This is a genomic window from Pseudomonas vranovensis, assembly GCF_040438935.1.
GTDB classification, from domain to species: Bacteria; Pseudomonadota; Gammaproteobacteria; order Pseudomonadales; family Pseudomonadaceae; genus Aquipseudomonas; species Aquipseudomonas vranovensis.
This window is the reverse complement of the sequence record NZ_CP159259.1, coordinates 83,656-109,484: the sequence shown is the minus strand read 5'-3', so window position 1 is coordinate 109,484 and position 25,829 is coordinate 83,656. Positions and strand designations below refer to the sequence as shown.

At 63.2% G+C, this 25,829-nt stretch carries 20 protein-coding genes; 14 read left to right on the top strand and 6 right to left on the bottom strand.

Annotated elements, in window-relative coordinates; all coding sequences use genetic code 11:
• The first annotated feature begins 63 nt into the window (after positions 1 to 63).
• From ABVN19_RS00555 to ABVN19_RS00545, 3 genes are all read left to right on the top strand, one after another.
• A complete protein-coding gene (locus tag ABVN19_RS00555; protein WP_028944680.1) occupies positions 64 to 963 on the top strand; it encodes a chemotaxis protein in 900 nt (299 codons plus the stop codon).
• Positions 964 to 1,042: 79 nt separating this feature from the next.
• Positions 1,043 to 1,354: a hypothetical protein gene (locus ABVN19_RS00550; protein ID WP_028944679.1), complete on the top strand. Its 312-nt coding sequence runs from the start codon at positions 1,043 to 1,045 to the stop codon at positions 1,352 to 1,354.
• Positions 1,333 to 2,100, top strand: a complete 768-nt coding sequence (locus ABVN19_RS00545) for a YkgJ family cysteine cluster protein (RefSeq protein ID WP_051270581.1) — start codon at positions 1,333 to 1,335, stop codon at positions 2,098 to 2,100. The genes ABVN19_RS00550 and ABVN19_RS00545 overlap by 22 nt, the downstream gene beginning before the upstream one ends.
• Positions 2,101 to 2,105: 5 nt before the next feature.
• Here the strand turns inward: ABVN19_RS00545 and ABVN19_RS00540 are convergent, their stop codons facing one another.
• Positions 2,106 to 3,689 carry a PAS domain-containing methyl-accepting chemotaxis protein gene (locus ABVN19_RS00540; protein ID WP_028944677.1) on the bottom strand — a complete coding sequence of 528 codons (1,584 nt, stop codon included), beginning with the start codon at positions 3,687 to 3,689 and terminating at the stop codon, positions 2,106 to 2,108.
• 199 nt (positions 3,690 to 3,888) lie between these two features.
• Between ABVN19_RS00540 and ABVN19_RS00535 the strand changes: the two genes are divergently transcribed.
• The 7 genes from ABVN19_RS00535 to ABVN19_RS00505 all read left to right on the top strand — a co-directional run bounded on the left by ABVN19_RS00535 (position 3,889) and on the right by ABVN19_RS00505 (position 14,067).
• Positions 3,889 to 5,055, top strand: a complete 1,167-nt coding sequence (locus tag ABVN19_RS00535) for an efflux RND transporter periplasmic adaptor subunit (RefSeq protein ID WP_028944676.1) — start codon at positions 3,889 to 3,891, stop codon at positions 5,053 to 5,055.
• Entirely contained in the window at positions 5,052 to 8,153 is a 3,102-nt protein-coding gene (locus ABVN19_RS00530) for a multidrug efflux RND transporter permease subunit (protein ID WP_028944675.1), read from the top strand. The genes ABVN19_RS00535 and ABVN19_RS00530 overlap by 4 nt, the downstream gene beginning before the upstream one ends.
• A gap of 9 nt (positions 8,154 to 8,162) precedes the next feature.
• Positions 8,163 to 8,837, top strand: a complete 675-nt coding sequence (locus tag ABVN19_RS00525; protein ID WP_028944674.1) for a heavy metal response regulator transcription factor — start codon at positions 8,163 to 8,165, stop codon at positions 8,835 to 8,837.
• On the top strand, positions 8,812 to 10,191 hold the full coding sequence (locus ABVN19_RS00520; protein ID WP_028944673.1) for a heavy metal sensor histidine kinase: 1,380 nt from the start codon (positions 8,812 to 8,814) through the stop codon (positions 10,189 to 10,191). Before ABVN19_RS00525 ends, ABVN19_RS00520 begins: the two co-directional genes overlap by 26 nt.
• 464 nt (positions 10,192 to 10,655) lie before the next feature.
• A complete protein-coding gene (locus ABVN19_RS00515; RefSeq protein ID WP_028944672.1) occupies positions 10,656 to 10,880 on the top strand; it encodes a hypothetical protein in 225 nt (74 codons plus the stop codon).
• Positions 10,881 to 11,085: 205 nt separating this feature from the next.
• Positions 11,086 to 12,420 (top strand): OprD family porin, encoded by a 1,335-nt coding sequence (locus ABVN19_RS00510; protein WP_105642621.1) that lies wholly within the window; start codon positions 11,086 to 11,088, stop codon positions 12,418 to 12,420.
• A gap of 153 nt (positions 12,421 to 12,573) precedes the next feature.
• Positions 12,574 to 14,067, top strand: a complete 1,494-nt coding sequence (locus tag ABVN19_RS00505) for a sensor domain-containing diguanylate cyclase (protein WP_028944670.1) — start codon at positions 12,574 to 12,576, stop codon at positions 14,065 to 14,067.
• Here ABVN19_RS00505 and ABVN19_RS00500 read toward each other — a convergent pair.
• Complete coding sequence (locus ABVN19_RS00500) at positions 14,064 to 14,540, bottom strand: PA2169 family four-helix-bundle protein (RefSeq protein WP_028944669.1); 477 nt, start codon at positions 14,538 to 14,540, stop codon at positions 14,064 to 14,066. The two genes, ABVN19_RS00505 and ABVN19_RS00500, sit on opposite strands and share 4 nt — an antisense overlap.
• Before the next feature lie 202 nt (positions 14,541 to 14,742).
• Here ABVN19_RS00500 and ABVN19_RS00495 point away from each other — a divergent pair, with 202 nt between their 5' ends.
• Entirely contained in the window at positions 14,743 to 14,964 is a 222-nt protein-coding gene (locus tag ABVN19_RS00495; RefSeq protein ID WP_028944668.1) for a DUF3820 family protein, read from the top strand.
• 151 nt (positions 14,965 to 15,115) lie between these two features.
• On the opposite strand, the gene ABVN19_RS00490 is transcribed toward ABVN19_RS00495, so the two are convergent.
• From ABVN19_RS00490 to ptsP, 3 genes are read right to left on the bottom strand one after another with little or no spacing between them, the layout of a single operon-like run.
• On the bottom strand, positions 15,116 to 16,852 hold the full coding sequence (locus tag ABVN19_RS00490; protein ID WP_105642622.1) for a PTS fructose-like transporter subunit IIB: 1,737 nt from the start codon (positions 16,850 to 16,852) through the stop codon (positions 15,116 to 15,118).
• Positions 16,849 to 17,799 carry a 1-phosphofructokinase gene (gene pfkB, locus ABVN19_RS00485; protein ID WP_028944666.1) on the bottom strand — a complete coding sequence of 317 codons (951 nt, stop codon included), beginning with the start codon at positions 17,797 to 17,799 and terminating at the stop codon, positions 16,849 to 16,851. The genes ABVN19_RS00490 and pfkB overlap by 4 nt, the downstream gene beginning before the upstream one ends.
• Positions 17,800 to 20,661: a phosphoenolpyruvate--protein phosphotransferase gene (gene ptsP / locus ABVN19_RS00480; protein WP_105642623.1), complete on the bottom strand. Its 2,862-nt coding sequence runs from the start codon at positions 20,659 to 20,661 to the stop codon at positions 17,800 to 17,802. It abuts the gene before it with no gap.
• Positions 20,662 to 20,945: 284 nt separating this feature from the next.
• On the opposite strand from ptsP, the gene cra reads away from it, so the two are divergent.
• From cra to ABVN19_RS00465, 3 genes are all read left to right on the top strand, one after another.
• A complete protein-coding gene (gene cra, locus ABVN19_RS00475) occupies positions 20,946 to 21,941 on the top strand; it encodes a catabolite repressor/activator (RefSeq protein ID WP_028944664.1) in 996 nt (331 codons plus the stop codon).
• A gap of 2 nt (positions 21,942 to 21,943) precedes the next feature.
• On the top strand, positions 21,944 to 22,720 hold the full coding sequence (locus ABVN19_RS00470) for a TatD family hydrolase (protein WP_028944663.1): 777 nt from the start codon (positions 21,944 to 21,946) through the stop codon (positions 22,718 to 22,720).
• 255 nt (positions 22,721 to 22,975) lie between these two features.
• Positions 22,976 to 23,884: a LysR substrate-binding domain-containing protein gene (locus ABVN19_RS00465; RefSeq protein ID WP_028944662.1), complete on the top strand. Its 909-nt coding sequence runs from the start codon at positions 22,976 to 22,978 to the stop codon at positions 23,882 to 23,884.
• Between the two features lie 66 nt (positions 23,885 to 23,950).
• Here ABVN19_RS00465 and ABVN19_RS00460 read toward each other — a convergent pair whose 3' ends face one another.
• A complete protein-coding gene (locus ABVN19_RS00460) occupies positions 23,951 to 25,654 on the bottom strand; it encodes a BCCT family transporter (RefSeq protein WP_028944661.1) in 1,704 nt (567 codons plus the stop codon).
• Between the last annotated feature and the right edge of the window lie 175 nt (positions 25,655 to 25,829).

Sequence of the window (25,829 nt, the reverse complement as noted above, 5' to 3'; positions counted from 1 at the left end):
AAGCCATGGGCTGGCGGGTCGATAACCCGGCATCTCCCCATTCAATCTGTCCTGAAGGTGCCTATGGCCACGCAAAACGCTCGCGCGGACTCGCTGTCGTTGCTGCTGTTCACCCTGCGCAGTGGCAAGCTCATGGCGATCAACCTGCTCAAGGTCAGTGAAATCATCCCCTGCCCGTCGCTGACCCGGCTGCCGGAGTCGCACCCCCACGTCAAAGGCGTGGCCACCTTGCGCGGCAACTCGCTGTCGGTGATCGACCTGTCGCGGGCCATCGGCGAGCGCCCGCTGGAAGACCCCGCCGGCGGCTGCCTGATCGTCACCGACATCAGCCGCTCCAAGCAGGGCCTGCACGTGCAGGCGGTGAGCAAGATCGTCCATTGCCTGAGCACCGACATCAAGCCGCCACCCTACGGCTCGGGGAGCAAGTCGTTCATCACCGGCGTGACTCGGGTCGACAACACACTGGTACAGGTGCTGGACATCGAGAAAGTCATCCACGGCATCGCCCCGCCCACCCACGATGTGCTCGGCAGCGAGCTCAGCAGTGAAGACGCCGCCGTGCTCGCCGCCACCAATATCCTGGTGGTCGATGACAGCCAGGTCGCCCTGCAGCAGTCGGTACACACCCTGCGCAGCCTGGGGATCGAATGCCATACCGCGCGCAGTGCCAAGGATGCAATCAACACCCTGCTGGAGCTGCAAGGCACCGATCAGGAAATCAACGTGGTGGTCTCGGACATCGAAATGTCCGAGATGGACGGCTTTGCCTTCACCCGTACCCTGCGTGAAACCCCGGACTTCAAGCACCTGTATGTGCTGCTGCACACCTCGCTCGACAGCGCGATGAACAGCGAAAAAGCCAGGGACGCCGGCGCCAACGCGGTGCTGACCAAGTTTTCCTCGCCCGAGCTTACCGACTGCCTGATCGTCGCGGCGCGGGCGGTTGCCTTCGCCGAGCATTGATAAGCCCTCGGCACTCACTGCGCTTGAATGTGCCTGAACCTCAGGCACAATCGAGCCCATTGTCGACCGAGGTTCCGCCATGAAAGCCCTTCTCTTTACCCTGCTCGGTTGTGCGCTGCTCAGCACCGCCGCCCAGGCCTCCAGCGATCAGGCCTGGAGCGATCACAACACGCAGATGAGCCAACGCTGCATCGCCGCCAGCGGCCTGAAAGACGCCAAGGCCGTGGGCAAGCCCGCCGAATTCGACGACCGTGTCGGCTACAGCGCCCTGCTGCTCGAAGGCCGCTACCCGCAAAAGCACATGAACAACCGCAAGGGCAGCGAATTGTGCCTGTTCAACAAGCAGGACAAGACTGCCTTTGTCACCGAATGGACGCCCGGCACACCGTGAATACTGCTCAAACCCGCGATATCCATTTCGACTGCACCGGTTGCGGCAAATGCTGCACCGGCCATCACGTGCCCCTGACCCTGAGCGAAGCCCGTCAGTGGACCGGCGCCGGTGGCCAGGTAATTGTCCTGGTCGAAGCCTTCATGGCCGATGGGCTGGGCTTGCCGGCCGATCAGCGCGAGCATGCCCTGCGCCGTTCCTGGCCCGTCCCTTGCGGCAGCACCGAGGCACATGTGGCGATCACTTTCGCCGCCTTCAACCCGGAGCGTTGCCGCAACCTGGACGCGGACGACCGCTGCACCATCTACGAGCTCCGCCCGCTGGTGTGCCGCATCTATCCGATGGAGATCAACCCCCATATCCCGCTGCGCCCCGACGCCAAGGACTGCCCCGCCGACGCCTGGCAAAGCGGGCCGGTACTGATCCACGGCACGCAGCTGGTCGACCATCGGCTGGCGCAATTGATCGAGCAATCACGCCAGGCCGACCGCGACGACATCCGTGGCAAGGTTGCCATCTGCCAGGCTCTGGGTATCGACACCAGTGCCCTCAAGGGCAATGGCTTTACCGCCTACTTGCCCAATACCCAGGCGCTGGATCAGGCGCTGCGACAAGTAAACGCCACCGCTGAAATCGCAGCCTGGACCCTGCATGTGGTCGATCCCGAGCTGTGTGAACAACTGACCGCGAGCGGGGCCCAGGTACGCAGCGAAGGCGCCGACTACTACAGTTTCATCGGCTTCTGACCCACTCAGTGGCAGCGCCGCCAGAACTCGTCGGCCAGGCGGCGCAGGTCTTCGGCAAGGCCGGCCACATCGGTGGCGCTCACGTGGCTTTGCTGGCCGACCTGCACCGTTGATTCGCTGGCCTGGCGAATGCTGATGATGTTGCGGTTGATGCTCTCGCTGACCTGGCTCTGCTGTTCCACCGCCGCGGCAATCTGCAGGCTCATCTCGCTGATCTGGTTGACCCGCAGGCTGATACCATCCAGCGCACCGGCGGCGCGGCGGGCCTGCTCCACACTGTGCCCGGCGTGCTCGCTGCTCTGCTGCATCACCTGCACGGCCTCGCGCGCTCGGTTCTGCAAGGCGCTGATCATGCGCTGAATCTCGTGGGTCGATTGCGCCGTGCGCTGGGCCAGACCGCGAACTTCATCGGCGACCACGGCGAACCCTCGCCCCTGGTCGCCTGCCCGGGCGGCCTCGATGGCGGCATTGAGTGCCAGTAAGTTGGTTTGCTCGGCGATCCCGCGAATCACCTCCAGTACCCCGCTGATATCACTGCTGTGGCTTTCCAGGTTGTGGATAACCTCGGTGGCGGCATCCAGTGAGTTGGCCAGCGCCTGGATGGCACTGCGATTCAGCTCCACCAGTTGATGCCCGGCCCGGGTCTCGCCTTCGGCATGGTCGGCTGCGACCGACGCCTGCTGGGCGTTGCTGGCCACCTCGGCGACGCTGGCGGCCATCTGGTTGACGGCCGTGGCCACTTGGTCGGCCTCGCTCTGCTGCTCCAGGCTGTTGCTGTGGCTGCATTGCAGCGATTGCGCCAGTGATCCGCTGTGCCCGGCCAGGCGTCGGGACGTGTCACCGATGCGTCCGACCACCGCCCCCAACTGGCCCTTGAGCATGCGCAGGGCAAAGTCGATCTGGCCGATCTCATCCCGCCGCCCAGTGTACAACTGCTGGCTCAAGGGGTTGTCGGCGATACTGCGGGCTTCGCTGCACAGGCGCTGGAACGGCTTGAGCAATGCGAGAATGACCAGCGCACTCAGGCCGCTGGCCAGCAACACCTCCACTGCGCCTTGCCAGGGCAACACCGGCAGTATCAAGCGACTGAAAACCGATACCAGCACCAGCCCCAAGGTAACCCCCGCCCACAACTGCCAACCCAGGCCCACCACCGGCAAGCGCTGCCACCAGGGTTGGCGGCCGTTGCGCAGGTGCGCGTAACAGCGTTCCGCGGCCTCGACCTGGGCGGCGCTGGGCTTGGTCCGTACCGATTGGTATTCCACCGTTTGGCCTTGACTGGCGATGGGTGAAACGAAGGCGCTGACCCAATAATGGTCACCGTTTTTGCAGCGGTTTTTCACCAGCCCCATCCACGAGCGACCACGCTTGAGTGTCTGCCACATCTGCTCGAAGGCCTGGGGCGGCATGTCCGGATGGCGCACGATGTGATGCGCGCTGCCCATCAGTTCCTCGCGGCTGAAACCGCTGATGCTGACGAAGTCGTCATTGGCGTAGGTGATGCTACTGGAGAGGTCAGTGGTGGAAAGAATATTGGCGTCACCGGGATAATCCACATTGCGACCGGTCACAGGCAAATTGCTCTTCATCGGAGGCACTCGTTGTAGTTTGGAGAATCGGCAGGGCGTACGACTCTAGAGGCAAATTTGCCGGATTCCTTGATCCAGCTCAGGATATTGGCAATTGGCCATTACCCTGCAGGGCAAGCTGACAGCGCTGTCAGTTGGCGGTCACGCTGCTGACCCTATCCGGCGGCTATAAACTAGGCATCGCCCTGAGATTTCACCTATGCGCATCCACTCCCGCTCCGTTGTGATCTGTGCCGTTATGTTCGCGCTGGCAGGCGCCGCCCTGTGGTGGTACGGCCGCTCGGGCGAGGAAAAAATCGCCCACAGCACCACCGTTCCCGTGCGCGTGGTCGCCGTCAAGCAGCAGGACGTGCCGCGCTACGTCAGCGGTATTGGCTCGGTGCTTTCGCTGCACAGCGTGGTGATCCGCCCTCAGGTCGAAGGGGTGCTGACTCGCCTGCTGGTCAAGGAAGGGCAATGGGTCAAACAAGGCGATCTGCTGGCCACCATCGATGACCGCGGTATCCGCGCCAGCCTTGAACAAGCCAAGGCGCAACTGGGCCAGAGCCAGGCCCAACTGCAAGTGGCGGGGGTCGACCTCAAGCGCTACAAACTGCTCAGTACCGACAACGGCGTGTCGCGCCAGACCCTCGACCAGCAGCAAGCCCTGTTCAATCAACTGCAAGCCACGGTGCTGGGCAATCAGGCGGCGATTGCCGCCGCGCAGGTGCAATTGTCGTATACCCAGATCCGTTCGCCGGTCACCGGCAGAGTCGGTATTCGCAACGTCGATGAAGGCAACTTCCTGCGGGTGGCCGATGCCCAGGGGCTGTTCAGTGTCACCCAGATCGACCCCATCGGGGTCGAGTTCTCGCTGCCCCAACACATGCTGCCGACCCTGCAAGGGCTGCTCAAGGCGCAATCGCCCGCCGCCGTGCAGGCCTACCTGGAAGGCGATGGCGACAGCGGTGGCACCCTACTCGGTGAAGGTCGACTGACTCTGATCGACAACCAGGTGGCAGCCAACACCGGCACCATTCGGGTCAAGGCCGAGTTCGACAACGCCGATGCCCGCCTCTGGCCGGGCCAACTGGTCACCCTGAAGCTGCAGACAGCCCTGGACCAGAAAGCCCTGGTGGTCCCTCCCCAGGTAGTGCAGCGCGGTATCGACGGGCACTACGTGTACCGCATAGTGGGCGACAAGGTCGAAAGCGTGCCGGTCAAGGTGCTGTATCAGGACAGCACACTCAACATCATCGCTGGGGTCAGCAGTGGCGACAAACTGGTCTCCGACGGCCAGTCGCGGCTCAAGCCCGGTGCCACGGTCGAAGTCGCCGCCGAGGCACCGCCACCCCAAGACGTTGCCGAACGCCAGGTGCAGCCATGAAGGCCCGGGGCTCGATTTCGGCCTGGTGCATCGACCGCCCGGTCGCCACCCTGCTGTTGACCTTCGCCCTGGTCCTGCTCGGGGTCATCGCCTTTCCGCGCCTGCCGGTCGCGCCCCTGCCCGAGGCCGACTTCCCGACCATCCAGGTAACCGCGCAACTGCCCGGCGCCAGCCCGGAAACCATGGCCTCCTCGGTGGCCACACCCCTTGAAGTGCAATTCAGCGCCATTCCGGGCATGACCCAGATGACCTCCAGCAGTGCCCTGGGCTCGACCAACCTGATCCTGCAGTTCAGCCTGGAAAAAAGCATCGACACCGCCGCCCAGGAAGTTCAGGCAGCGATCAACACCGCCACCGCCCGCCTGCCCCAGGACATGCCCAGCCCGCCGACCTGGCGCAAGGTCAACCCGGCCGACAGCCCGGTGCTGATCCTCACCGTCAGTTCCGCACAGATGCCGGCCAATGAACTGAGCGACTACGCCGAAACCCTGCTGGCCCGCCAGTTGAGCCAGATCGACGGGGTCGGCCTGATCAACATCACCGGCCAATTGCGTCCGGCGATCCGCGTGCAGGCCCAACCGGAAAAACTCGCCGCCCTTGGCCTGACCCTGGCCGACCTGCGCCAGGCCATCCAGCAAACCAGCCTGAACCTGGCCAAGGGTGCGCTGTATGGCGACAACAGCGTCTCCACCATCGCCACCAACGACCAACTGTTCCACCCCGAGGAATACGCCCAGCTGATCGTCGCGTACCGCGACGGCGCTCCCGTACACCTGAGGGATGTCGCCAAGGTCATCGATGGCGCCGAAAACGCCTATGTCAAGGCCTGGTCCGGCGAGCAGCAGGGCCTGAACCTGGTGGTGTTCCGCCAGCCCGGGGCGAATATCGTCGATACCGTCGACCGGGTCATGGACGCCCTGCCCGGCCTTGAACAGATGCTCCCGGCGGCAGTGCAGGTGTCGGTGCTCAACGACCGCACCCAGACCATCCGCGCCTCGCTGCACGAGGTAGAGATCACCTTGATGATCGCCGTGGCCCTGGTGATCGGGGTGATGGCGCTGTTCCTGCGCCAGTGGTCGGCGACGCTGATCGTTTCCAGCGTGCTGGGAGTGTCGCTGACGGCCAGCTTCGCCCTGATGTACCTGTTCGGCTTCAGTCTCAATAACCTGACCCTGGTGGCCATTGTGATCGCCGTGGGCTTTGTGGTCGATGATGCGATCGTGGTGGTGGAAAACATTCACCGGCACCTGGAAGCCGGCGACAGCATGCGCGAGGCTGCCATCAAGGGCTCCGGGGAAATCGGCTTCACCGTGGTATCGATCAGTTTCTCGCTGGTGGCGGCGTTCATTCCGCTGCTGTTCATGGGCGGCGTGGTGGGCCGCCTGTTCAAGGAATTCGCCCTCACCGCTACCTCGACCATCCTGATTTCAGTGGTGGTTTCGCTGACCCTGGCGCCGACGCTCTGCGCGCTGTTCATGCGCCGCCCCGAGCATGGCGAGCAGCACAACGTCGGCTTCGGCGAACGCCTGCTGGCCTGGTACGAACGCGGGCTGGTCAAGGCCCTGGCGCACCAGCGATTGATGCTGGGCATTTTCGGCATCACCCTGGCCCTGGCCGTGGTCGGCTATGTACTGATTCCCAAGGGCTTCTTCCCGGTCCAGGACACCGGCTTCGTGCTCGGCACCAGCGAAGCGGCAGCCGATATCTCCTACCCGGACATGATCAAGAAACACCAGGCCCTGGCCAAGGTCATCGAGGCCGACCCTGCGGTGCGCGCCTTCTCCCATGCCGTGGGCGTGACCGGTAGCAACCAGACCATCGCCAACGGCCGTTTCTGGATTGCCCTCAAGGACCGGGGTGACCGCGATGTGTCGGCCAGCGAGTTCATCGACCGCCTGCGCCCGCAACTGGCCAAGGTGCCTGGCGTGGTGCTGTACATGCGTGCCGGCCAGGACATCAACCTGAGCTCTGGCCCCAGCCGCAGCCAATACCAGTACGTGCTCAAGAGCAACGACGGCGCGGCGCTCAACCTGTGGACCCAGCGCCTGACCGAACACCTGAAAGCCAATCCGGCATTCCGCGACCTGTCCAACGACCTGCAACTGGGCGCCAGCGTTACCCGCATCGACATCGACCGCCGCGCCGCCGCGCGCTTCGGCCTGACCACAGCCGATGTCGACCAGGCGCTCTACGATGCCTTCGGCCAGCGGCAGATCAGCGAGTTCCAGACCGAGACCAACCAATACAAGGTGATCCTCGAGCTCGATGCCCGCCAGCGCGGCAAGGCCGAGAGCCTCAACTACTTCTACCTGCGCTCGCCGCTGACCGGCGAGATGGTCCCGCTGTCGGTGCTGGCCAAGGTTGCAGCACCCAGCACCGGGCCGCTGTCGATTGCCCATGACGGCCTGTTCCCGGCTGCCAACCTGTCGTTCAACCTGGCCCCGGGCGTGGCCCTGGGCGATGCGGTGCAGATCCTCGAACGCACCCAGCGCGAACTGGGCATGCCCGATTCGATCATCGGCAACTTCCAGGGCGCGGCCCAGGCGTTCCAGAGTTCGCTGTCGAGCCAGCCCTGGCTGATCCTCGCCGCACTGGTGGCGGTGTACATCATCCTCGGTGTGCTCTACGAGAGTTTCGTCCACCCGCTGACCATCATCTCCACCCTGCCCTCGGCCGGGCTCGGCGCCCTGGCACTGCTGTGGCTAAGCGGCCAGGACTTCAGCATCATGGGCCTGATCGGCATCGTGCTATTGATCGGTATCGTCAAGAAGAACGGCATCCTGCTCATCGACTTTGCCCTCGACGCCCAGCGCACCCTGGGCATGAGCCCCGAGCAGGCCATCCACCAGGCGTGCCTGACGCGCTTCAGGCCGATCATGATGACCACCCTGGCCGCCTTGCTCGGCGCCGTGCCGCTGATGTTCGGCGTCGGGGCCGGGGCCGAGCTGCGCCAGCCCCTGGGTATCGCCGTGGTTGGCGGGCTGCTGGTGAGCCAGGCACTGACGCTGTTCACCACCCCGATCATATACTTGACCCTGGAGCGCCTGTTCCATCGGCGTCAGGCGCCCCAGGGCCAGGCGCAGCCCACTGCCAGTTGAGAACCGATCATGCGTGTGCTGATTATCGAAGACGAAGAAAAGACCGCCGACTACCTGCACCGCGGTCTCACCGAACAAGGCTTTACCGTGGACTTGGCCCGCGACGGCATCGATGGCCTGCACATGGCCCTTGAAGGTGACTACGCAGTAATCGTGCTCGATGTCATGCTCCCGGGCCTGGACGGTTACGGCGTGCTGCGTGCCCTGCGGGCACGCAAGCAGACGCCGGTGATCATGCTGACCGCTCGCGAACGGGTGGAAGACCGCATCCACGGCCTGCGCGAAGGAGCCGACGACTACCTGGGCAAGCCGTTTTCCTTCCTTGAACTGGTTGCCCGCCTGCAGGCCCTGACCCGCCGCACCGGCAACCAGGAGCCGGTACAGATCCAGGTCGCCGACCTCTGGGTCGACCTGCTCAGCCGCAAGGCCAGTCGCGCCGGCCAACGCCTGGACCTGACCGCCAAGGAGTTCTCGCTGCTCAGCGTGCTGGCCCGCCGTCATGGCGAGATCCTCTCCAAGACCGCGATTGCCGAGCTGGTCTGGGATATCAATTTCGACAGCGACGCCAATGTCGTGGAAGTCGCGATCAAGCGTTTGCGGGCCAAGCTCGACGGCCCCTTTGAAACCAAGCTGCTGCACACCATCCGAGGCATGGGCTATGTTCTGGAAAACCGTGCCGACTAACTCTGTCGCCCTGCGCCTGAGCGCCTTGTTCACCCTGGTGGCCCTGAGCGTGTTCCTGGTGATTGGCACCGCCCTGTACAAGCAGGTAGACCGCAGCCTCGACCTGCTGCCGGCGGCGGAACTGGAGGCCCGCTTCAGCGTGCTGGAGTCGTCCTTGACCCGCTACGACACCCGCGAGCACTGGGTGAAGATCACCAACAAGCTCAACCTGCTCAGCGAAGAAGACCGGCGCATTCGCTTCTGGGTGGTCAGCGGCAACAGCCCGTTCGAGTACGGTCACCCCGATGCCCACGTGCGTGCCTTCGCCGAAGGTCCGGTGGGCATGCGCGACCTGCGCCTGGCCAGCATCCCCTACCCGTACAAAGTGCTGGTCAGCGAACTGCCGGGCATGGGCAATCGCCCACCGCTGCGCTTTCTGATCGCCATCGACACCGAAGCCTTCTGGCAGACCCAGCACACCCTGCTGGTGGCGATCATCAGCTTGTCGGTGTTCGGCGTATTGCTGGCCTCGTTGCTTGGCTACTGGGTGGCACGAGTGGGGCTCAAACCACTGCGCACGCTCTCGGCCGAAGCGCAGAAACTTGCACCGCCACGCCTGAGCGGTCGACTGCAGCAAGCGGACCTGCCACCGGAGCTGGCGCAATTTGCCAGTGCCTTCAATTCGACCCTGGAGCGCGTCGACCAGGCCTATACGCGCCTCGAGGCGTTCAATGCCGACGTCGCCCATGAGCTGCGCTCGCCGCTGACCAACCTGATCGGCCAGACCCAGGTTGCCCTCACCCGCGGGCGCAGTGCCGAGCACTACTTTGAAGTGCTGCAATCGAACCTGGAAGAACTTGAACGCCTGCGCACCATCATCAACGACATGCTGTTTCTGGCCAGCGCCGACCAGGGCAGCAAGGCCACTGCCTTGACCATGAGCTCGCTGGCCGAAGAAGTGGCGGCAACCCTCGACTACCTGGACTACATCCTTGAAGACGCCCAGGTCACGGTCCAGGTCAGCGGCGATGCCCAGGCCCCGGTCGAGAAGGCCCACTTGCGCCGGGCGCTGATCAACCTGCTGAACAACGCCGTGCAACACACCTCGCCCGGGCAGGTGATCCAGGTGCGCATCGAACAGCAGGACGGGCAGATCAGCATTGCCGTGAGCAACCCGGGCCCTGCGATCGACCAGGAGCACTTGCCCATGCTGTTCGAGCGCTTCTACCGCGTCGACGCCGCCCGTACCAGCGGTGGCGGCAACCATGGCCTGGGACTGGCCATCGTCAAGGCCATTGCCCTGATGCATGGCGGCAGCGTGTTCGTGCGCAGCCAGGCGGGGGCCAATACTTTCGGTATCCTGCTGCCGCTGTAACATCGCCGGGAACTGCCTCACACCGTACTTGTGGGAGCAACTGTCTTGAACCACGACCGCTGCGCGGTCGATCGCCGGCAAGCCCGGCTCCCACAAGCGCCGCGCACAGCAAGAGCGTCGCCAATTGTGCGCTTGATCTTGATCTACCCGCCCTGTTGACCAGAAGGGCCGAACGGAGGTGTCGTGGAGGGGCTAGCGCGCAGCGCCTTCGACGACTGCCGAAGATGCAAAGCGTTGCCTGCAACGCGTAGCTCGCAATGCCACGTAGCGACACCGCAGTGAGGGGACACGGGGCGCAGTGAAGAGCCCCTGGTGGGGCGAGATTTTTTGCTTACTTTTTTCGATCTACAACTATTACCTTTGACGCAATAGTACTTCTCGAAAAAGTAACTGTTTCCCGCGGGCATTTCCGACTAATTTACTCGGACCTACTTAACACTTGCTCCGCAAGAAGGTTGTTGCAAATGTCCAACAGTATGGGTATTGCCAGCGTATTCGCCCTGTCTTCCCTGTTATTGTCGCCCCTGGCCATGGCCGAAGAATCCCAGGCGTTCGTTGCGCAAAACGCTGCCCGTGCCGCCGTCCACGATCAAGCTCGCCAGGCCTTCGCCGCCGAGCAGGGACAGTCGACAAAGCCCGCAGAACAGACCGCTTCCAAGGTTTCTTCGAGTGACGCTGCCGACAGCTGATCGCCCCCTCGTTTCATCCGTCCATTCCCATGATGCCCGCACAGGTGACTTGAGCGCCCGTGCGGTTGTCTTTCAAAGCCGCTGCCTTGCAGCGGCTTTTTTTGGCGTGTCGAAAAGTGCCAGTGAGCCGGCCCGTTTATTCATAAGAAGATCGTGTTTCGCACAATAAAAATTGCCTTACCTTCACCTCAAGGAGTCCATACCGGTGAACACTGCTTTACGCTTCACCCCCCTGTTCGTTGCATTGACTGCAACGATCCCCTTCAACGCCCAGGCCAATGAGGATCAGGCCGAAGGCTTCATCGAAGGGTCGAGCCTGAACGTGCATGCACGCAACTACTACCTCAACCGCAATCAGTTGAACCGTGGCGTGAATGACAATCGGGAATGGGGTCAGGGCTTTCTCGGCAAGTTCGAGTCCGGCTACACCCAGGGCACGGTCGGTTTCGGCCTCGACGCCCATGCCATGCTCGGCCTGAAGCTCGATGGCGGTGCCGGCACTTCCGGCTCCAGCATCCTGCCGATCAACACCCAGGGCGATGGCGAGCCCGGCAAGGCGCCTGATTCATTCTCCACCGCAGGCGCTGCGGTCAAGCTCAAGGCATTCGACACCGAGCTCAAGGCCGGCGACCTGTTCCTGACCAACCCGGTGATCGCCGGCGGTGAGTCGCGCATGCTGCCGCAGACCTTTCGCGGCGTCAGCCTGACCAACAACAGCTTCGATGGCCTGATGCTCGAAGCCGGCCAGGCCAGTTTCACCAAGCCGTACAACCAGAGCGGCCATCGCCGTATCGACACCTTCTACGGCGCCCTGCCGGATGACCGCGAAAGCCGTCACCTGAACTGGGCCGGGATGGCCTGGAGCGGCGTGCCGAACCTGACATCCAGCCTGTATGCCGCCGAGCTCAAGGACATCTGGAACCAGTACTACTTCGACCTCGACTACACCTGGCAGCTGAGCGACCTGGTGAGCCTGAACCCTGGCCTGCACTACTACCACACCCAGGACACCGGCCAGGCTTTGCTGGGCCATATCGACAACAACACCTACAGCCTGCACTTCACCGTCAACGTCGGCTACAACAGCCTCACCGCGGTGTACCAGCGGGTCAACGGCAACACCCCGTTCGACTACATCAACCAGGGTGACAGCGTTTTCCTCGACAACTCGCAGATGTACTCGGACTTCAACGGCCCGAACGAGCGCTCGTGGAAACTCAAGTACGCCTATGACTTCGCAGGCCAGGGCATTCCCGGCCTGACGTCGGTCATCTCCTACTCGCGCGGCGAGCTGGACTTGACCAAGGTCGATTCCAACAGCGTTGGCTACGGTGAGCACTGGTACAACCCCGAGGGCAAGAATGCCCAGCACTGGGAACGTGACTTCGATGTGCAGTACGTGTTCCAGGAAGGCAGCCTGAAGGATCTGTCGGTGCTGCTGCGCTGGGCCAGCCACCGGGGCAGCCAGGGTTACTCACAGATCGACAACGACGTCGACGAGTACCGGGTGATCGTCGACTACCCGCTGAATATCTTCTGATCTCCCTCCTGCAAGGGCTGGCACAAGCCAGCCCGTTCCGTCGGTTGGCAGCCATCAGGCTCTTGTTCGGCAATCCAGCCGCACCTAGAATACCGCCGCCGCGTAACCACGCCGCGACTCCTCTGACGGTCTTCCGCTGCAGCGCCCATGACTTTGCCCAACCGATCCCAGCGATCTGCCCTGTACAAGTCTCATCCGGAGCTGATCCTGAACCTGGGCAGTTGCCTTGCGGTGCTCGCCATCGTAGCCATTGTCAGCTACCTGGTAATGCGTGAGCGCAGCAACATCGAACTGAGCGCCGCACGCTCGGCAAGCAACATTGTGCAGTTGATCGAAAGCGACATCGTGCGCAACGTCGAACTCTACGACCTGTCATTGCTCGGCCTGATCCAGGCGGCGAAGCAGCCGCACCTGCAAACGCTTCCTGCCGAACTGCGCCAGCAGGTCTACTTCAACCAGGCCTTCACCACGCCGGTACGCGGCGACATCCTGTTGCTCGACGCCCAGGGCAATGTGGCCGCCGACTCCACCAGCGTGGTGCCACGCCAGGCCAAATTCGCCGACAGCAACGTGTTCCAGGCCCATCGCCAGAGCCCCGACACGGGGCTGGTAATCAGCCCGCCGTTCAAAGCGCGGCTAGGCAGCTTGAACTGGTGCATCAGCTTCAGCCGACGCATTTCCGGCGCCAACGGCGAGTTCCTCGGTGTGGCCGCCGGCGCCATGCGGCTGTCGTACTTCACCGACCTGTTCACACGCCTGGACATCGGCCGCGACAGCAGCATCAACCTGCTGAACACCGACGGTGTACTGCTGGCCCGCCAATCGAGCAACCCGGACGACCCGCTGATCGGTGCCAACTTCTCCGATCGCCCCAACTTCAAACGGCTGCTGGCCGATGGCAAAGGCAGCTTTGCAGGCCATTCCGGCAGCAGTGGCAAGGCCAAGCTCTACACCTTCGCTCGGGTGGCCGAGCTGCCCCTGATCGTGGTGGTGGCACGCTCGGCAGACGAGATCTTTGCCTCCTGGCGGCGCACTGCATTACTGGTCAGTTGCGCCACCGGCGTGCTGTGCATCGGCATTCTCTGGCTGACCTTACTGCTGGGCCGCGAGCTGCGCCGTCGTCACAGCGCCGAACAGGACCTGGCCGAATTGGCCGCCACCGACAGCCTCACCGGCCTTGCCAACCGCCGCCAGCTCGATCAGGTCCTGCGCCGCGAATGGGCACGGGCCCAACGCAATCACCGCCCGTTGGCGGTGTTGATGGTGGATGTCGATCACTTCAAGGCGTTCAACGAGCGTCATGGCCACCCGGGCGGTGACGAAGCCTTGCGCGAAGTGGCTGCCGCCATCGGCCGCAGCATCCGCCGTCCGGCAGACCTGGCTGCGCGCTATGGTGGCGAGGAGTTTCTGGTGGTCTTGCCTGAGACCGAACGCCATGGTGCCCAGACCCTGGCCGAGCGCATCCGCAGCACTGTCGAGACGCTGCCGCCATTCGGTGATGACTGCGTGCCGGTGACCGTCAGCATCGGTATCGGCTGCTACACGCCAGGTGCCCAGCAAGATCTGGCGACCTTGCTGGGCTGTGCCGACGATGCGCTCTACTGCGCCAAGCGCAATGGCCGCAACCGGGTAGAGACCGCGACTTAAGAGCGCGCCCGGGCGCTATTGCGCAGTGCCTTGACCTGGTCATGATTGCGCTGCACACCGTGGTACTGACGTTCGACCAGGGCATACACCTCACTGCCCGGGGCCATGGTCAGCTTGGTGAGTTTTTCCAGGGCATCCTTGTAGGCCTTCAGGGCGTGATCCTCGCCGCGCTCCACCTCGTTGAGCACCGCTTCTTCATCCTTGCCGGTCAGCATCGACTTGAGGTTGACCCAGCCACGGTGCAGGTCGCCGCTGACGCTGGTGGACGTTTCCGGATCACCGCCCAGCGCGCGAACCTGGTGCTGAAGCTCGGAGGCTGCAGTACCGCATTCACCGGCGCGCTGCAGGAAGTAGGTTCTGAGCTCGGGGTTCTTCACATCTTCAGCAGAGGTTTTGAAACCCTTCTCGCCATCCTTGCTGAACTCGATCAGTTCATTGAGCACCGAGATAACGTCTTTGTTGGGGCTGGTCATGACACGACTCCTTTGCATGGAAGAAAGATGCAGGGATACGGAGCAGTGTTCGTGCCAGCGCTTCATCAAAAAATATTTCCATTACTTTCAATAGCTTGCGATTAATTGAACGTTCCAGGCCCAAGCGTTCTGCATGAACTGTCCTTTGGCCTTCATGCAGATTGCATGTATGGTCGGCCCTTTCCTTTCAGAACCCCGCTCGATGAATCCTGAACTGCTCGTTTTGCTGGTGACCCGCGAAATGCCCTTTGGTAAATACCAGGGCAGGCTGATTGCCGACCTGCCAGGGCATTACCTGGCCTGGTTCGCCCGCCAGGGGTTTCCCAAGGGTGAACTGGGGGGATTGCTGGCCTTGATGCACGAGATCGACCATAACGGCCTGGGCGAACTGCTGGTGCCGCTGCGCAAGAAGCACCGCAGGTAATCACCTGACCGTCGACAGCCCGGTTGATGCTGGGATAAAACCTGACCGTAGCCGCTGTCGTCAGGCCGCGATCGGCGCCTGCATTGCGACTGCGTTGCAGTCGATCGCAGCCTGGCGGCAGCGGCTACGGAGCGTTGGGCCCTCTGTCAGATCAGGCCTTGACCGGCTGCACCGCCAGCTCCACCCCTTCGCTGCGCTTGAGCACGGCATATACCACCGCCGTCAGCAGGCTGCCCGCCAGGATCGCCAACAGGTACAGCAAGGCATGGTTGATCGCGTTGGGGATAAGCATGACGAACAGCCCCCCATGGGGTGCCATCAGCTTGCAGCCAAAGTACATCGACAACGCCCCGGTCAATGCACCACCGGCAACACTCGCCGGTATCACCCGCAGCGGATCCTTGGCAGCAAAGGGAATGGCGCCTTCGGAGATGAAACACAAGCCCAGCACAAACGCCGCCTTGCCCGCTTCGCGCTCGCTCTGGGCGAATTTGCGCCGGGCGATGAAGCTGGCAATGCCCAGGCCGATCGGCGGCACCATGCCCGCGGCCATGGTCGCGGCCATCGGCGCGTAGCTCTGGGATGCCAGTAGCCCCACCGAAAACGCATAGGCCGCCTTGTTGATCGGCCCGCCCAGGTCCACGCACATCATCCCGCCCAGCAACACGCCGAGCAGAATCGCATTGGTGGTGCCCATGCTGTCGAGAAAGTGGGTCAGTGCTTCGAGCATCCCGGCCACGGGTTTGCCCACCACATAGATCATCACCAGTCCGGTGAACAGGCTGGCCAGCAAGGGGATGATCAGGATCGGCTTGAGGGCATCGAGGCTCATGGGCAAGCGTACCCAGCGGCTTATGGCCTTGGCGCTGTAGCCGGCCAGGAAACCTGCAACGATGCCACCGATAAAACCGGCACCCAGGGTGCTGGCCAGCAGGCCACCGATCATGCCCGGCGCCAGCCCTGGCCGATCGGCAATCGAGTAGGCGATGTAACCAGCCAACAGCGGCACCATGAGTTTGAAGGCGGCTTCGCCACCAATCTGCATGAGGGCAGCCGGCAAGGTGCCGGGTTCCTTGAACGCTTCGATGCCGAACACGAACGACAAGGCAATCAGCAAGCCGCCCGCGACCACCATCGGCAGCATGAACGAAACGCCCGTGAGCAGGTGTTTGTACACCCCGGTTTTGTCGCCGTTGGCCGGGCTGGCAGCAGCGCCCGGAACCGATGATTCTTCGCGACCTTCGGCCAAGGCCTTGTTCAATGTGGCCTGGGCCTGCTTGAGGGCTACGCCCGTGCCGCAGCGATAGATGCGCTTGCCGGCAAAGCGTGCGGTGGGCACCTCGATGTCGGCCGCCAGCAGCACCACGTCGGCCTCGGCGATGGCCGCCGCTGATAACGGGTTGCGCGCCCCCACCGAACCCTGGGTTTCAACCGTCAACTCATGGCCCAATTGCTGGGCCGCCTGCTGCAAGGCCTCGGCGGCCATGAAGGTGTGGGCGACGCCTGTCGGGCAGGCGGTGATGGCTACGATCCTGGCGCTACCCGCCGGGGCGACAGGCTGTACTTCGGCAACCGGCTCATGGACCTCGGCCTTTTGCGCCGCCTCGCGCAAAAACTGCTGGGGATCGGCCAAGGCCTTGGCCGGGGTGCTCTGCAGCAGACGCTTGCCAGCAAAACGGCGTAGATCCAGCGGCCCGGTGTTGACCACCAGCACCCAGTCGGCCGCGGCAATCACCGCCTCGGACAGTTGTCCCTGGGGGCGCTGCGGATCATGAATTTCAACGCTGGTGCTCCAGCCCAGGCGCTGCGCGGCAGCTTCCAGCAGGCGCGCACTGAGCACACTGGAGACCTGGCCGTTGGGGCAGGCGGTGACGATGGCAATATTCATCTGCAACCCTCTTGTTGTTCTTCACGCAGCTGAACACCCTGTTCCAGTTGCGCCAACTGAGCCCGGTCGTTGATACCAAAGCCGATCTGGGTCACCGCCTGGGCGGCGATCGCCGTGGCCCGGCGCAAGGTCTGTGCCGACGTGTCGCCATTCAGCAGGCCATGAACCATCCCCGCCAACAACGAGTCGCCCGCTCCCACCGTACTCGCCACCTTTACCTCAGGCGGCGATGCGCCCAGTGCGAAATCGCGGCTGAACCAGTTGACCCCCTGCTCGCCCTGGGACACCACCACATGCTCGACACCCTGAGCGATCAACAGGCGGGCAGCGGCCTGCTGTTCGGCAAAGCTGTGTACGGGGCTGTCGAGCACTTCACCCAACTCATCGGTGTTGGGCTTGACCAACCAGGGCGCGCTTTTGAGCCCTGCTCCCAGGGCTTCACCGCTGCTGTCCAGGGCAACTTTCAGGCCCATGGCCTTGAGCTGGGCAAGCAACTGCTGCAACCACTGCCCACTGACGCCCCGTGGCAGGCTGCCAGCCACCACAACCGCCTCATGGCCAGGAGCGATCTGTGCAAGCCTGGCCAGCAGTTGCTCACGGGCCTGTTCCTCCACCTGCGGGCCGGGGCCATTGATGTCGGTGACGCGGCCATCGGCCTCGACCAGCTTGATGTTGCAGCGGGTCTCGCCCGGCACCCGCACGAAGCAATCGGCAAAGCCACGCTGAGCGATCAGCTGTTCGAAGGGCTGCAGGTTGTCTTCACCCAGAAAGCCGCCGACGGTCACGCTGTGGCCGAGGTCAGCCAGCACCTGGGCCACGTTCAGACCCTTGCCGGCAGGGTGGCTGTGCTGGGCCTGGCTGCGGTTGACGGCGCCGCACTGCAGGGCATCGAGGCTGACGGTCAGGTCCAGCGCCGGGTTGAGGGTCAGGGTAAGGATCTTGGCCATTCAGTTGCTCTCCACCAGCGCACGGACGGCGCTGGCACTACCCTGCAGCAAGGCTTGCCGAGCCAACTGCCGGGTGTGTTCAAAATTCAATTCGCGCACCTGCGCCTTGACCTCGGGGATGCTGCGCGCCGCAACGCTCAGCTCATCGACGCCCAGGCCCAGCAACACGGCCACCGCCTGCGGGTCGGCGGCCAGCTCGCCGCACACGCCCACCCATTTGCCATGGGCATGGGCGGCGCGCACGGTAATGTCGATCAGTTGCAGCACCGCCGGATGCAGGCCGTCGGCCTGGGCCGAAAGGCTCGGGTGACCACGGTCGATAGCCAGGGTGTACTGCGTGAGGTCATTGGTGCCGATACTGAAAAAGTCCACTTCGCGGGCCAGTACCGGGGCCAGCAAGGCCGCCGACGGCACTTCGATCATGATCCCCAGTTGCAGGTCGCTGACGCTGATGTCTTCACGCAGGCGCTCAACCATGGCCCGCGCCTGTTGCCACTCTTCGAGCTGGCCAACCATGGGGAACATGATCCGTACCGGGCGATCCTCGGCAGCGCGCAGCAAGGCGCGCAGCTGGCTTTCCATCACCTGCGGACGCTGCAGGGTCAAGCGAATGCCACGCACGCCGAGAAACGGGTTTTCTTCCTTGGCGATCGGCCAATACGGCAGCGGCTTGTCACCGCCCACATCCAGGGTACGCACCACCAGCGGACGGCCGCCCAGGCCATCGAGCACACGGCGGTACTCGGCCTCCTGCTGGGCTTCGTCGGGCAATTGCTGATGGGCCATGAAAATCAGTTCGGTGCGCAGCAGGCCGATGCCTTCGGCGCCCTGGTCGACCACTGCATCGATACCTTTGCTTTCGCCGATGTTGGCGAATACTTCGATGGCGTGGCCGTCACGGGTAACCGCTGGTTCCAGGCGACGCTCACGGGCCCTGTGCAAACGTTGCTCACGGCGGTCGCGTTCGACCAGGGCGCGCTGCAACTCATCGGCAGGTGGCGCCACTTGCAGGCGGCCCCGTTGCCCGTCGAGCAGCAGCGGCGTACCCGAGGCAATCAGCAACACCCCATCGCCCGCCCCGACGACCGCCGGAATGCCCAGGGCACGAGCGACGATGGCGCTGTGGGCAGTGGCGCCACCGCGCGCGGTGAGGATGCCGGCGACCCGGGTCGGGTCAAGGCGTGCCACATCCGACGGGCCGACCTCCTCCATCACCAGTACATAGGGTTGCTCGGGCGCGGCCACGTCGGCCTCGCCACACAATTGCGCCAGCACCCGACGGCCAATGTCACGCAGGTCGGCGGCGCGTTCGGCGAGCAAAGCGTCGTGCAACGATTCCTGCTGGCGCGCTGCCGCGTCGATCACTGCCATCCACGCCGCCGGGGCACTTTCGCCCTGGCGCAGGCGCTGGTCGACTTCGTCGCCCAGGTCCGGGTCGGCAAGCATTTCCTGATGGGTGATGAAGATCTCGCCGATGGCCTTGGCCTGGCTGCGCTGTATCAGCGCCTCGATCTCGGCATTGACCGTCGCCAGTGCCTGCTGCAAGCGCTGGCGCTCGACCGGCAGGGATTCACCGCGCAACGGGTAGTCGAAATCGCGCACTACCTGAACATGTGCCGGGCCACTGGCGATCCCGGGGGCAGCGGCCACACCCTGGATGACGGCGCCCGTTTCAGGCGCCTGCAGCACCGGTTCGGGCAGCAGCTCGGGCGCGGCCTGCGACACCCCCTTGGCGAGCGGCTCGACGTCCTCACCCAGGCCCGCTTCGATGGCCGCCAGCAAGGCGGGCAACGCATCAGCGGCCACACTCGGTTCAGCGATAACCTCAAGCACCTGCCCACGGCGGGCACCGAGGCTGAGCAGCTTGCTCAGGCTCTTGGCCGATACAGCGGGCTCACCGCTGTCGACCAGACGCAAGCGAATTTCGCCCTCGAACGCCTTGGCCAGTTGCGCCAGCTCTTTGGCCGGGCGCGCATGCAAGCCATGGGCATTGGCCAGGCCAATGCGTGCGCTGGGCCAGTCGGCCGGCACGTCGCCACCGAGCACTTCAAGCACTGCGCGGCTACTGGTGGCGCGACACAGCGCCTGGCCACGGCCTTCGATCAACAGCGCACACAAGCGCTCGAGCAACGCCTGGTGGGCCGCGCCCAGGCTGGCCAGGCAGAACAGGCCCTGCACCGGTTGGTCGCGATAACGCAGCGGCTGCTGCGGGGTAACAAAGGCCAGGCCCGGTTGCCGCACCGCCCGCTCGCTGTGCAGCCACCACAGGCCTTCGCCCAATGGCAGCGGCTCGACCTGCTGCAGCACCCCGGCAAATGCTCCGCTTACGCACTCGGCGCGGTGTAGCAGGCGGGCAGCGCGCCACACCAGTTCGTCAAAATCCTCAGCCGGTACACCCAGGCCAATCATCTGCGCATCCAGCGCCAATTCCTGGGGCGCCCCTTGCAGCAGTTTCAGCAAGGCTTCGGCCGAACTTGCCCGGCGCAGCGCCTCGGCCAAGTCAGTTTCGCCCAGGGCGCGGGTGAGCAGTTGCAGCAAGCGCAAGTGCTCATCGGAGCGTGCGGCAATGCCGATGGCCAGGTACACCCGCTGGCCGTCGCCCCAGTCCACTCCGTCGGGGAACTGCAACAGGCGCACGCCGGTAGTGAACACCAGGTCGCGGGTTTCGGGGGTGCCGTGGGGGATTGCAATACCTTGCCCGAGGAAGGTCGAACCCTGCGCCTCGCGCGCTTGCAGACCGGCCAGGTAGCCCTCGGCAACCAGGCCGTCACTGACCAGGCGCTCGGCCAGAAGCTGCAGTGCCACCGACTTATCCACAGCCGACTGGGCGATGGATATCTGCTCTACAGTGAGCTCGAGCATGACCTTCTCCTTTGCAGCACCAGGCCGGTGCTGAGGTATTGTTGTGAATTTTTCAGCATAGGGCCAGTTGCTCAGGGCCCTGCGCAGGCGTAGGTTGGGCAGAAAATTCGCCTGCTGAAACGATTAATCTGTAATTGTGAGCACGTTACTCGATAATCTTCGATCAATGAAGCCCCATCTTGTCGGACAATTGCGACAATGGTCGTCTGCGCCGAAACCACTGGATCGGCGACAATTCCCGGTCAGGCTGTGCAAACAGTCGCGGTAATAACAAGGAAAATGCGGTGAAACTCAGCGATATCGCCCGTCTGGCTGGTGTGTCCGTGACCACGGCCAGCTACGTCATCAACGGCAAGGCCGAACAGCAACGCATCAGCAACAGCACGGTGGAACGTGTGCGTGCGGTGGTCGAGGCCCATGGCTTTACCCCCAACCCACAAGCCGCCGGCTTGCGCAGCCGGCACACCAAGACCCTGGGGTTCATTCTCCCGGACCTGGAAAACCCCAGCTACGCGCGCATTGCCAAGCAACTGGAACAAGGCGCCCGGGCCAAGGGTTATCAACTGCTGATTGCCAGCAGTGACGACCAGCCCGAGAGCGAACGCCAGCTGCAGCAGCTGTTCCGTGCTCGCCGTTGCGATGCGCTGTTCGTGGCCAGCTGCCTGCCGGCCGGTGACGACAGCTATCGCCAACTGCAAGCCAAGGGCTTGCCGATCATCGCCATCGACCGTGCCCTGGACCCGGCGCATTTCTGCTCGGTGGTCAGTGATGATCGCAATGCCAGCTTGCAACTGACCCGCAGCCTGCTCGACACCGCCCCCAAACACATTGCCCTGATCGGCGCTCGCCCGGAGCTGAGTGTCAGCCAGGCCCGAGCCGGTGGTTTTGACGAAGCGCTGCAAGGCTTTGGCGGCACGATCAGCCGCTATCAGGGCGAAGCGTTCAGCCGTGAATGCGGCCAGCGCCTGATGAACGAACTGCTCGCCGAACTGGGCGGCCTGCCGGACGCGCTGGTGACCACCTCCTACGTACTGCTGCAGGGTGTATTCGACGTGTTGCAGGCCCGTCCTGCCGGCTCGCGCCACCTGCACCTGGGTACCTTCGGTGACAACCAGTTGCTCGACTTCCTGCCACTGCCGGTCAACGCCATGGCCCAGCAACATGGCCAGATTGCCGAAACGGCCCTGGAACTGGCCCTGGCCGCCGTCGAGCAGAAACGCTATGAACCTGGCGTTCACGCCATCGGTCGAACCTTCAAGCAGCGGATCACCAAGGGCTGAGCATGCGCCTGATCGACACCCACACCCATCTGGACTTTCCAGACTTCGACCACGACCGCCCGGCCTTGCTGGCCAATGCTCGGGCAGTAGGTGTCGAGAAAATGGTGGTGCTGGGGGTGCATCAGGACAACTGGCAGCGGGTATGGGACCTGGTGAGCAGCGATCCCAGCCTGCACGCCGCCTTCGGCCTGCACCCGGTGTACCTCGACCAGCATCGCCCGGCGCACGTGCGTGAACTGGGCGACTGGCTGAGCCGCCTGCGCGGTGAGCGCCAGCTGTGCGCCGTGGGCGAATTCGGCCTGGACTACTACTTGCCCGAGCTCGACCGCGAGCGTCAGCAGCGGCTGTTTGAAGCACAACTGCAACTGGCGGTGGACTTCAACCTGCCTGCCCTGCTGCACGTGCGGCGCAGCCATGCGGCGGTCATTGCCACCCTCAAGCGCTACAAACTGGCGCGTGGCGGCATCATCCATGCCTTTGCCGGCAGTTTCGAAGAGGCGCGCGAGTACCACAAGCTTGGCTTCAAGCTTGGCCTGGGCGGCGCGGCGACCTGGCCCCAGGCACTGCGCCTGCACAAGGTATTGCCACAGTTGCCACTGGACAGCCTGGTGCTGGAGACCGATTCACCCGACATGGCCCCGGCGATGTTCCCCGGCGTACGTAACAGCCCGGCGCATCTGCCACAGATCGCCGAAGCGCTTGCGCAGGTGATCGGGATCGAGGTGGAGCAGTTGGCGCAGATCAGTACGCGCAATGCCTGCGAGCTGTTCGGCTGGTAGGAACGGGCTTGCCCCGCGATCAATCACGAATCAGATAGGGTCAGGTCTACGGCCGCCGTGCGGCCGATCGCGGGCAAGTCCCGCGCCCACAGAATCTGTACAAGCGCGCTACTCCCACCTGGCAATAGCCTGGTAGTTCAAGACCACCACTCCCATTGGGCGAGCCGGAATTATTTCATCCGGTCAGCGCCCCATGGGCCGGCCAGATCATTACTATAGAGCCGCTGATAATAAGAATGAGTGGACCCCAAAACCGTGAAAATCCAGCCTCTTCCGCCGCTCAACAGCCTGCATGCGTTTGAGTCTGCAGCCCGTCACTTGAGCTTTACCCTTGCTGCCAAGGAATTGAACGTCACCCAGGGTGCAATCAGCCGTCAGGTTCGCCTGCTGGAGGACTACCTGGGCAAGGCCTTGTTCACTCGCACTACCCGCACCATGACCCTCACCCCCACCGGCGCTCAGTACTACGAAACGGTGCGTGAATGCATGCTGCACCTGGCCCGCGCCACCGGTGAGATACGCCAGTGGCAAGGCAACCAGCAAGTCACCGTGGCCACCAGTACCGCCATGGCTTCGCTGTGGTTGCTGCCCAAGGTGTCGGAATTCCAGAACGCCCATGAAGACATCGATCTGCGGATCATCGCCCACGACCATGTGAAGGATTATTCCAGGCTCGACAGTGATCTGGCGCTGTATTACTGCAACCCTCCGCCCAAGGACATGGCCGTGACGCCACTGTTCTCGGAAGAAATCTTCCTGGTGTGCAGCCCCGGCTATCTGGCCAGGCATCCGCAACTGAGCAGCATCGAGGGGTTGTCTGGCTGTACCTGGCTGTGGCTTGAAGACTCCCAGCGCGACTGGGTAGGTTGGCCCGAGTGGTTCAAGCGCCTGGGGTACGAGCCCATGACGCCCAAGCATCGCGTCAACATCAACAGCTACAGCATGCTGATCCAGTCGGCGATCAGTGGGCAGGGCGTGGCGCTGGCCTGGGGCAACCTGGTGGACGATGCGTTGAGCACCGGGGCGCTGGTCAAACCCAACGATGTGGTGCTGCAGACTGACGCCAAGTTCTGCCTGCTGGAGTCCCCCACCGAACGTGGCCCTCGTGAAAGCGTGCGGCTGTTCCGGGATTGGTTGATGGCCCAGCCTTCGGTACAGAAATAGTCCGCCCAAAACACAAGACCGACAGCTGTAGGCTGTCGGTCTTGTGTTTTCCAGGCCAGGTTGAAGTCAGCTGGCTTTCTTCGCTGTCAGCCCCATATCAAGCCCCCCGCCGGCCAGCGATCCAGCCACCGGCGTGATGCCTTGCGGAAGAATCCCGGGGACAGGCAGGCGCCCACCCGGCGGTGTATCAAGCAGCCCATCAGCCATCTCCTGGCGCAAGCTGCGCATCAGTGTGTAACTGATCAGCAGGATGAACCCCGCAATCGGCAAGCCCGCCGCGATACTCGCCATCTGAATCGCCTTGAGCCCGCCTGCCATCAGCAGGGCCGTTGCGATGGCACCCTCCAGGATGCACCAGAGCAGACGGATACTTTGCGGCGGGTTGGCACTGCCCATGGAGTTCAATGTACACAGAACCTGGGTGCCGGAGTCGGCCGAGGTGATGAAGTACGTCGCCAGCAGAATACAGACCAGCACGCTCAACACCTTGCCCAACGTACCTGCGTCGATCTTGTGCAGCAGGGTGAACATGGCAGCGGTGGTTTCCTGTTTGGTCGCCAGCAATACCGTACCGCCTTCGAACTTGGCCTTGTCACCCTGCAGTTCACCGCTGGCTACCAGTTGTTCATGGTGCTGGCGGTCGACCTGCTCGGTCTTGAGTGCAGCCCCACCGAACACCGACATCCAGATAATGGTCACCAGGGTCGGTACCAATAGCGCGCCGGCAATCAGCTCGCGAATGGTACGGCCCTTGGAGATCCGGGCGATGAAAAGGCCCACGAACGGCCCCCAGGTCATCCACCACGGCCAGTAGAAGGCCGTCCACCAGTTCTGCCAGCCGCTGTCCTTCTGAGTATCGCTCCAGAAGCTCAAACCGACGATGTGCTGGGCATAGTCACCGGTGCTTTCCAGCATCAGGTTGAGAATGTAGCGGGTCGGCCCCAGCAGCAGGATCAACACCACCAGCACCACCGACAGCAGCATGTTCCATTCCGACAGGCGCTTCATGCCCCGCGACACACCAGCCATCACCGATACGGTGGTCACCAGAGTAATGAGCACGATCAGGGTGATTTGCACCCCCAGGCTGATAGGCAGGTCGAACACCTGGCTCAATCCGGTATTCATCTGCACCACACCCAAGCCCAGCGACTGGGAAACACCGAATGCGGTGATCACTACTGCAACGATGTCGACTACATGACCAATAGGCCCGTAGATGCGCTCACCGATCAGCGGGTAGAGGATCGAGCGCATGCTCAGCGGCAGGCCCTTGCGGTAGGCAAAATACGCCAGGCCAAGCCCCACGATGGTAAAGATTGCCCACGGATGAAGGCCCCAGTGGAACAACGTGATGCGCATGGCGGTAGTCGCCGCTTCGTCGGTGAGGCCCGTGGCGAAGGGGTTGCCCGCGTAATGCCACATGGGCTCTGCAACCGACCAGAAAATCAACCCGATGCCCATGCCACCACTGAACAACATGGCGATCCAGGAGCCGAAGCTGAACTCGGGCTTGTCGTCGTCACGCCCTAACTTGATGTGCCCGAACTTGCTGCACATGAGGTAAAACAGCAGCCCCAGCACGCCGGTGACCGAGATCAGGTAGAACCATTTGAAGTTCTGCAGGATGAAGTCGGAGGCATGTTGAAAGGCAGCGGCGGCGTGTTCTGCGAACAGGGCGCAAAACAGCACGAAGAGTACTACGGCCAGCAACGACCATATCGTCACGGTGGGATTGAGGCCTTTGAGCAGGCCAGATTCGGCACGCATTGGTTATCCCCTATTGTTTTTGTTCAAGGGTTTTATTTCACGGCTGGGTAGAACCGCTGCCACAGGCAGGTGCCAGATCCATGGCGGCGGTCTTCCCGTAGGCCCAAGGCGCGGCACGCTCCCTTGGGCCCTAACAAAATGGGAGAACTACCGGCACTTCGACAAACTATTTCTT

Coding starts and splice junctions, on each gene's coding strand:
- ABVN19_RS00525 (WP_028944674.1), top strand. CDS start 8,163: ATGCGTGTGCTGATTATCGAAGACGAAGAAAAGACCGCCGACTACCTG.
- ABVN19_RS00530 (WP_028944675.1), top strand. CDS start 5,052: ATGAAGGCCCGGGGCTCGATTTCGGCCTGGTGCATCGACCGCCCGGTC.
- ABVN19_RS00515 (WP_028944672.1), top strand. CDS start 10,656: ATGTCCAACAGTATGGGTATTGCCAGCGTATTCGCCCTGTCTTCCCTG.
- ABVN19_RS00550 (WP_028944679.1), top strand. CDS start 1,043: ATGAAAGCCCTTCTCTTTACCCTGCTCGGTTGTGCGCTGCTCAGCACC.
- ABVN19_RS00495 (WP_028944668.1), top strand. CDS start 14,743: ATGAATCCTGAACTGCTCGTTTTGCTGGTGACCCGCGAAATGCCCTTT.
- ABVN19_RS00520 (WP_028944673.1), top strand. CDS start 8,812: ATGTTCTGGAAAACCGTGCCGACTAACTCTGTCGCCCTGCGCCTGAGC.
- ABVN19_RS00500 (WP_028944669.1), bottom strand. CDS start 14,540: ATGACCAGCCCCAACAAAGACGTTATCTCGGTGCTCAATGAACTGATC.
- ABVN19_RS00555 (WP_028944680.1), top strand. CDS start 64: ATGGCCACGCAAAACGCTCGCGCGGACTCGCTGTCGTTGCTGCTGTTC.
- ABVN19_RS00535 (WP_028944676.1), top strand. CDS start 3,889: ATGCGCATCCACTCCCGCTCCGTTGTGATCTGTGCCGTTATGTTCGCG.
- ABVN19_RS00540 (WP_028944677.1), bottom strand. CDS start 3,689: ATGAAGAGCAATTTGCCTGTGACCGGTCGCAATGTGGATTATCCCGGT.
- ABVN19_RS00545 (WP_051270581.1), top strand. CDS start 1,333: ATGGACGCCCGGCACACCGTGAATACTGCTCAAACCCGCGATATCCAT.
- ptsP (WP_105642623.1), bottom strand. CDS start 20,661: ATGCTCGAGCTCACTGTAGAGCAGATATCCATCGCCCAGTCGGCTGTG.
- pfkB (WP_028944666.1), bottom strand. CDS start 17,799: ATGGCCAAGATCCTTACCCTGACCCTCAACCCGGCGCTGGACCTGACC.
- ABVN19_RS00470 (WP_028944663.1), top strand. CDS start 21,944: ATGCGCCTGATCGACACCCACACCCATCTGGACTTTCCAGACTTCGAC.
- ABVN19_RS00490 (WP_105642622.1), bottom strand. CDS start 16,852: ATGAATATTGCCATCGTCACCGCCTGCCCCAACGGCCAGGTCTCCAGT.
- ABVN19_RS00460 (WP_028944661.1), bottom strand. CDS start 25,654: ATGCGTGCCGAATCTGGCCTGCTCAAAGGCCTCAATCCCACCGTGACG.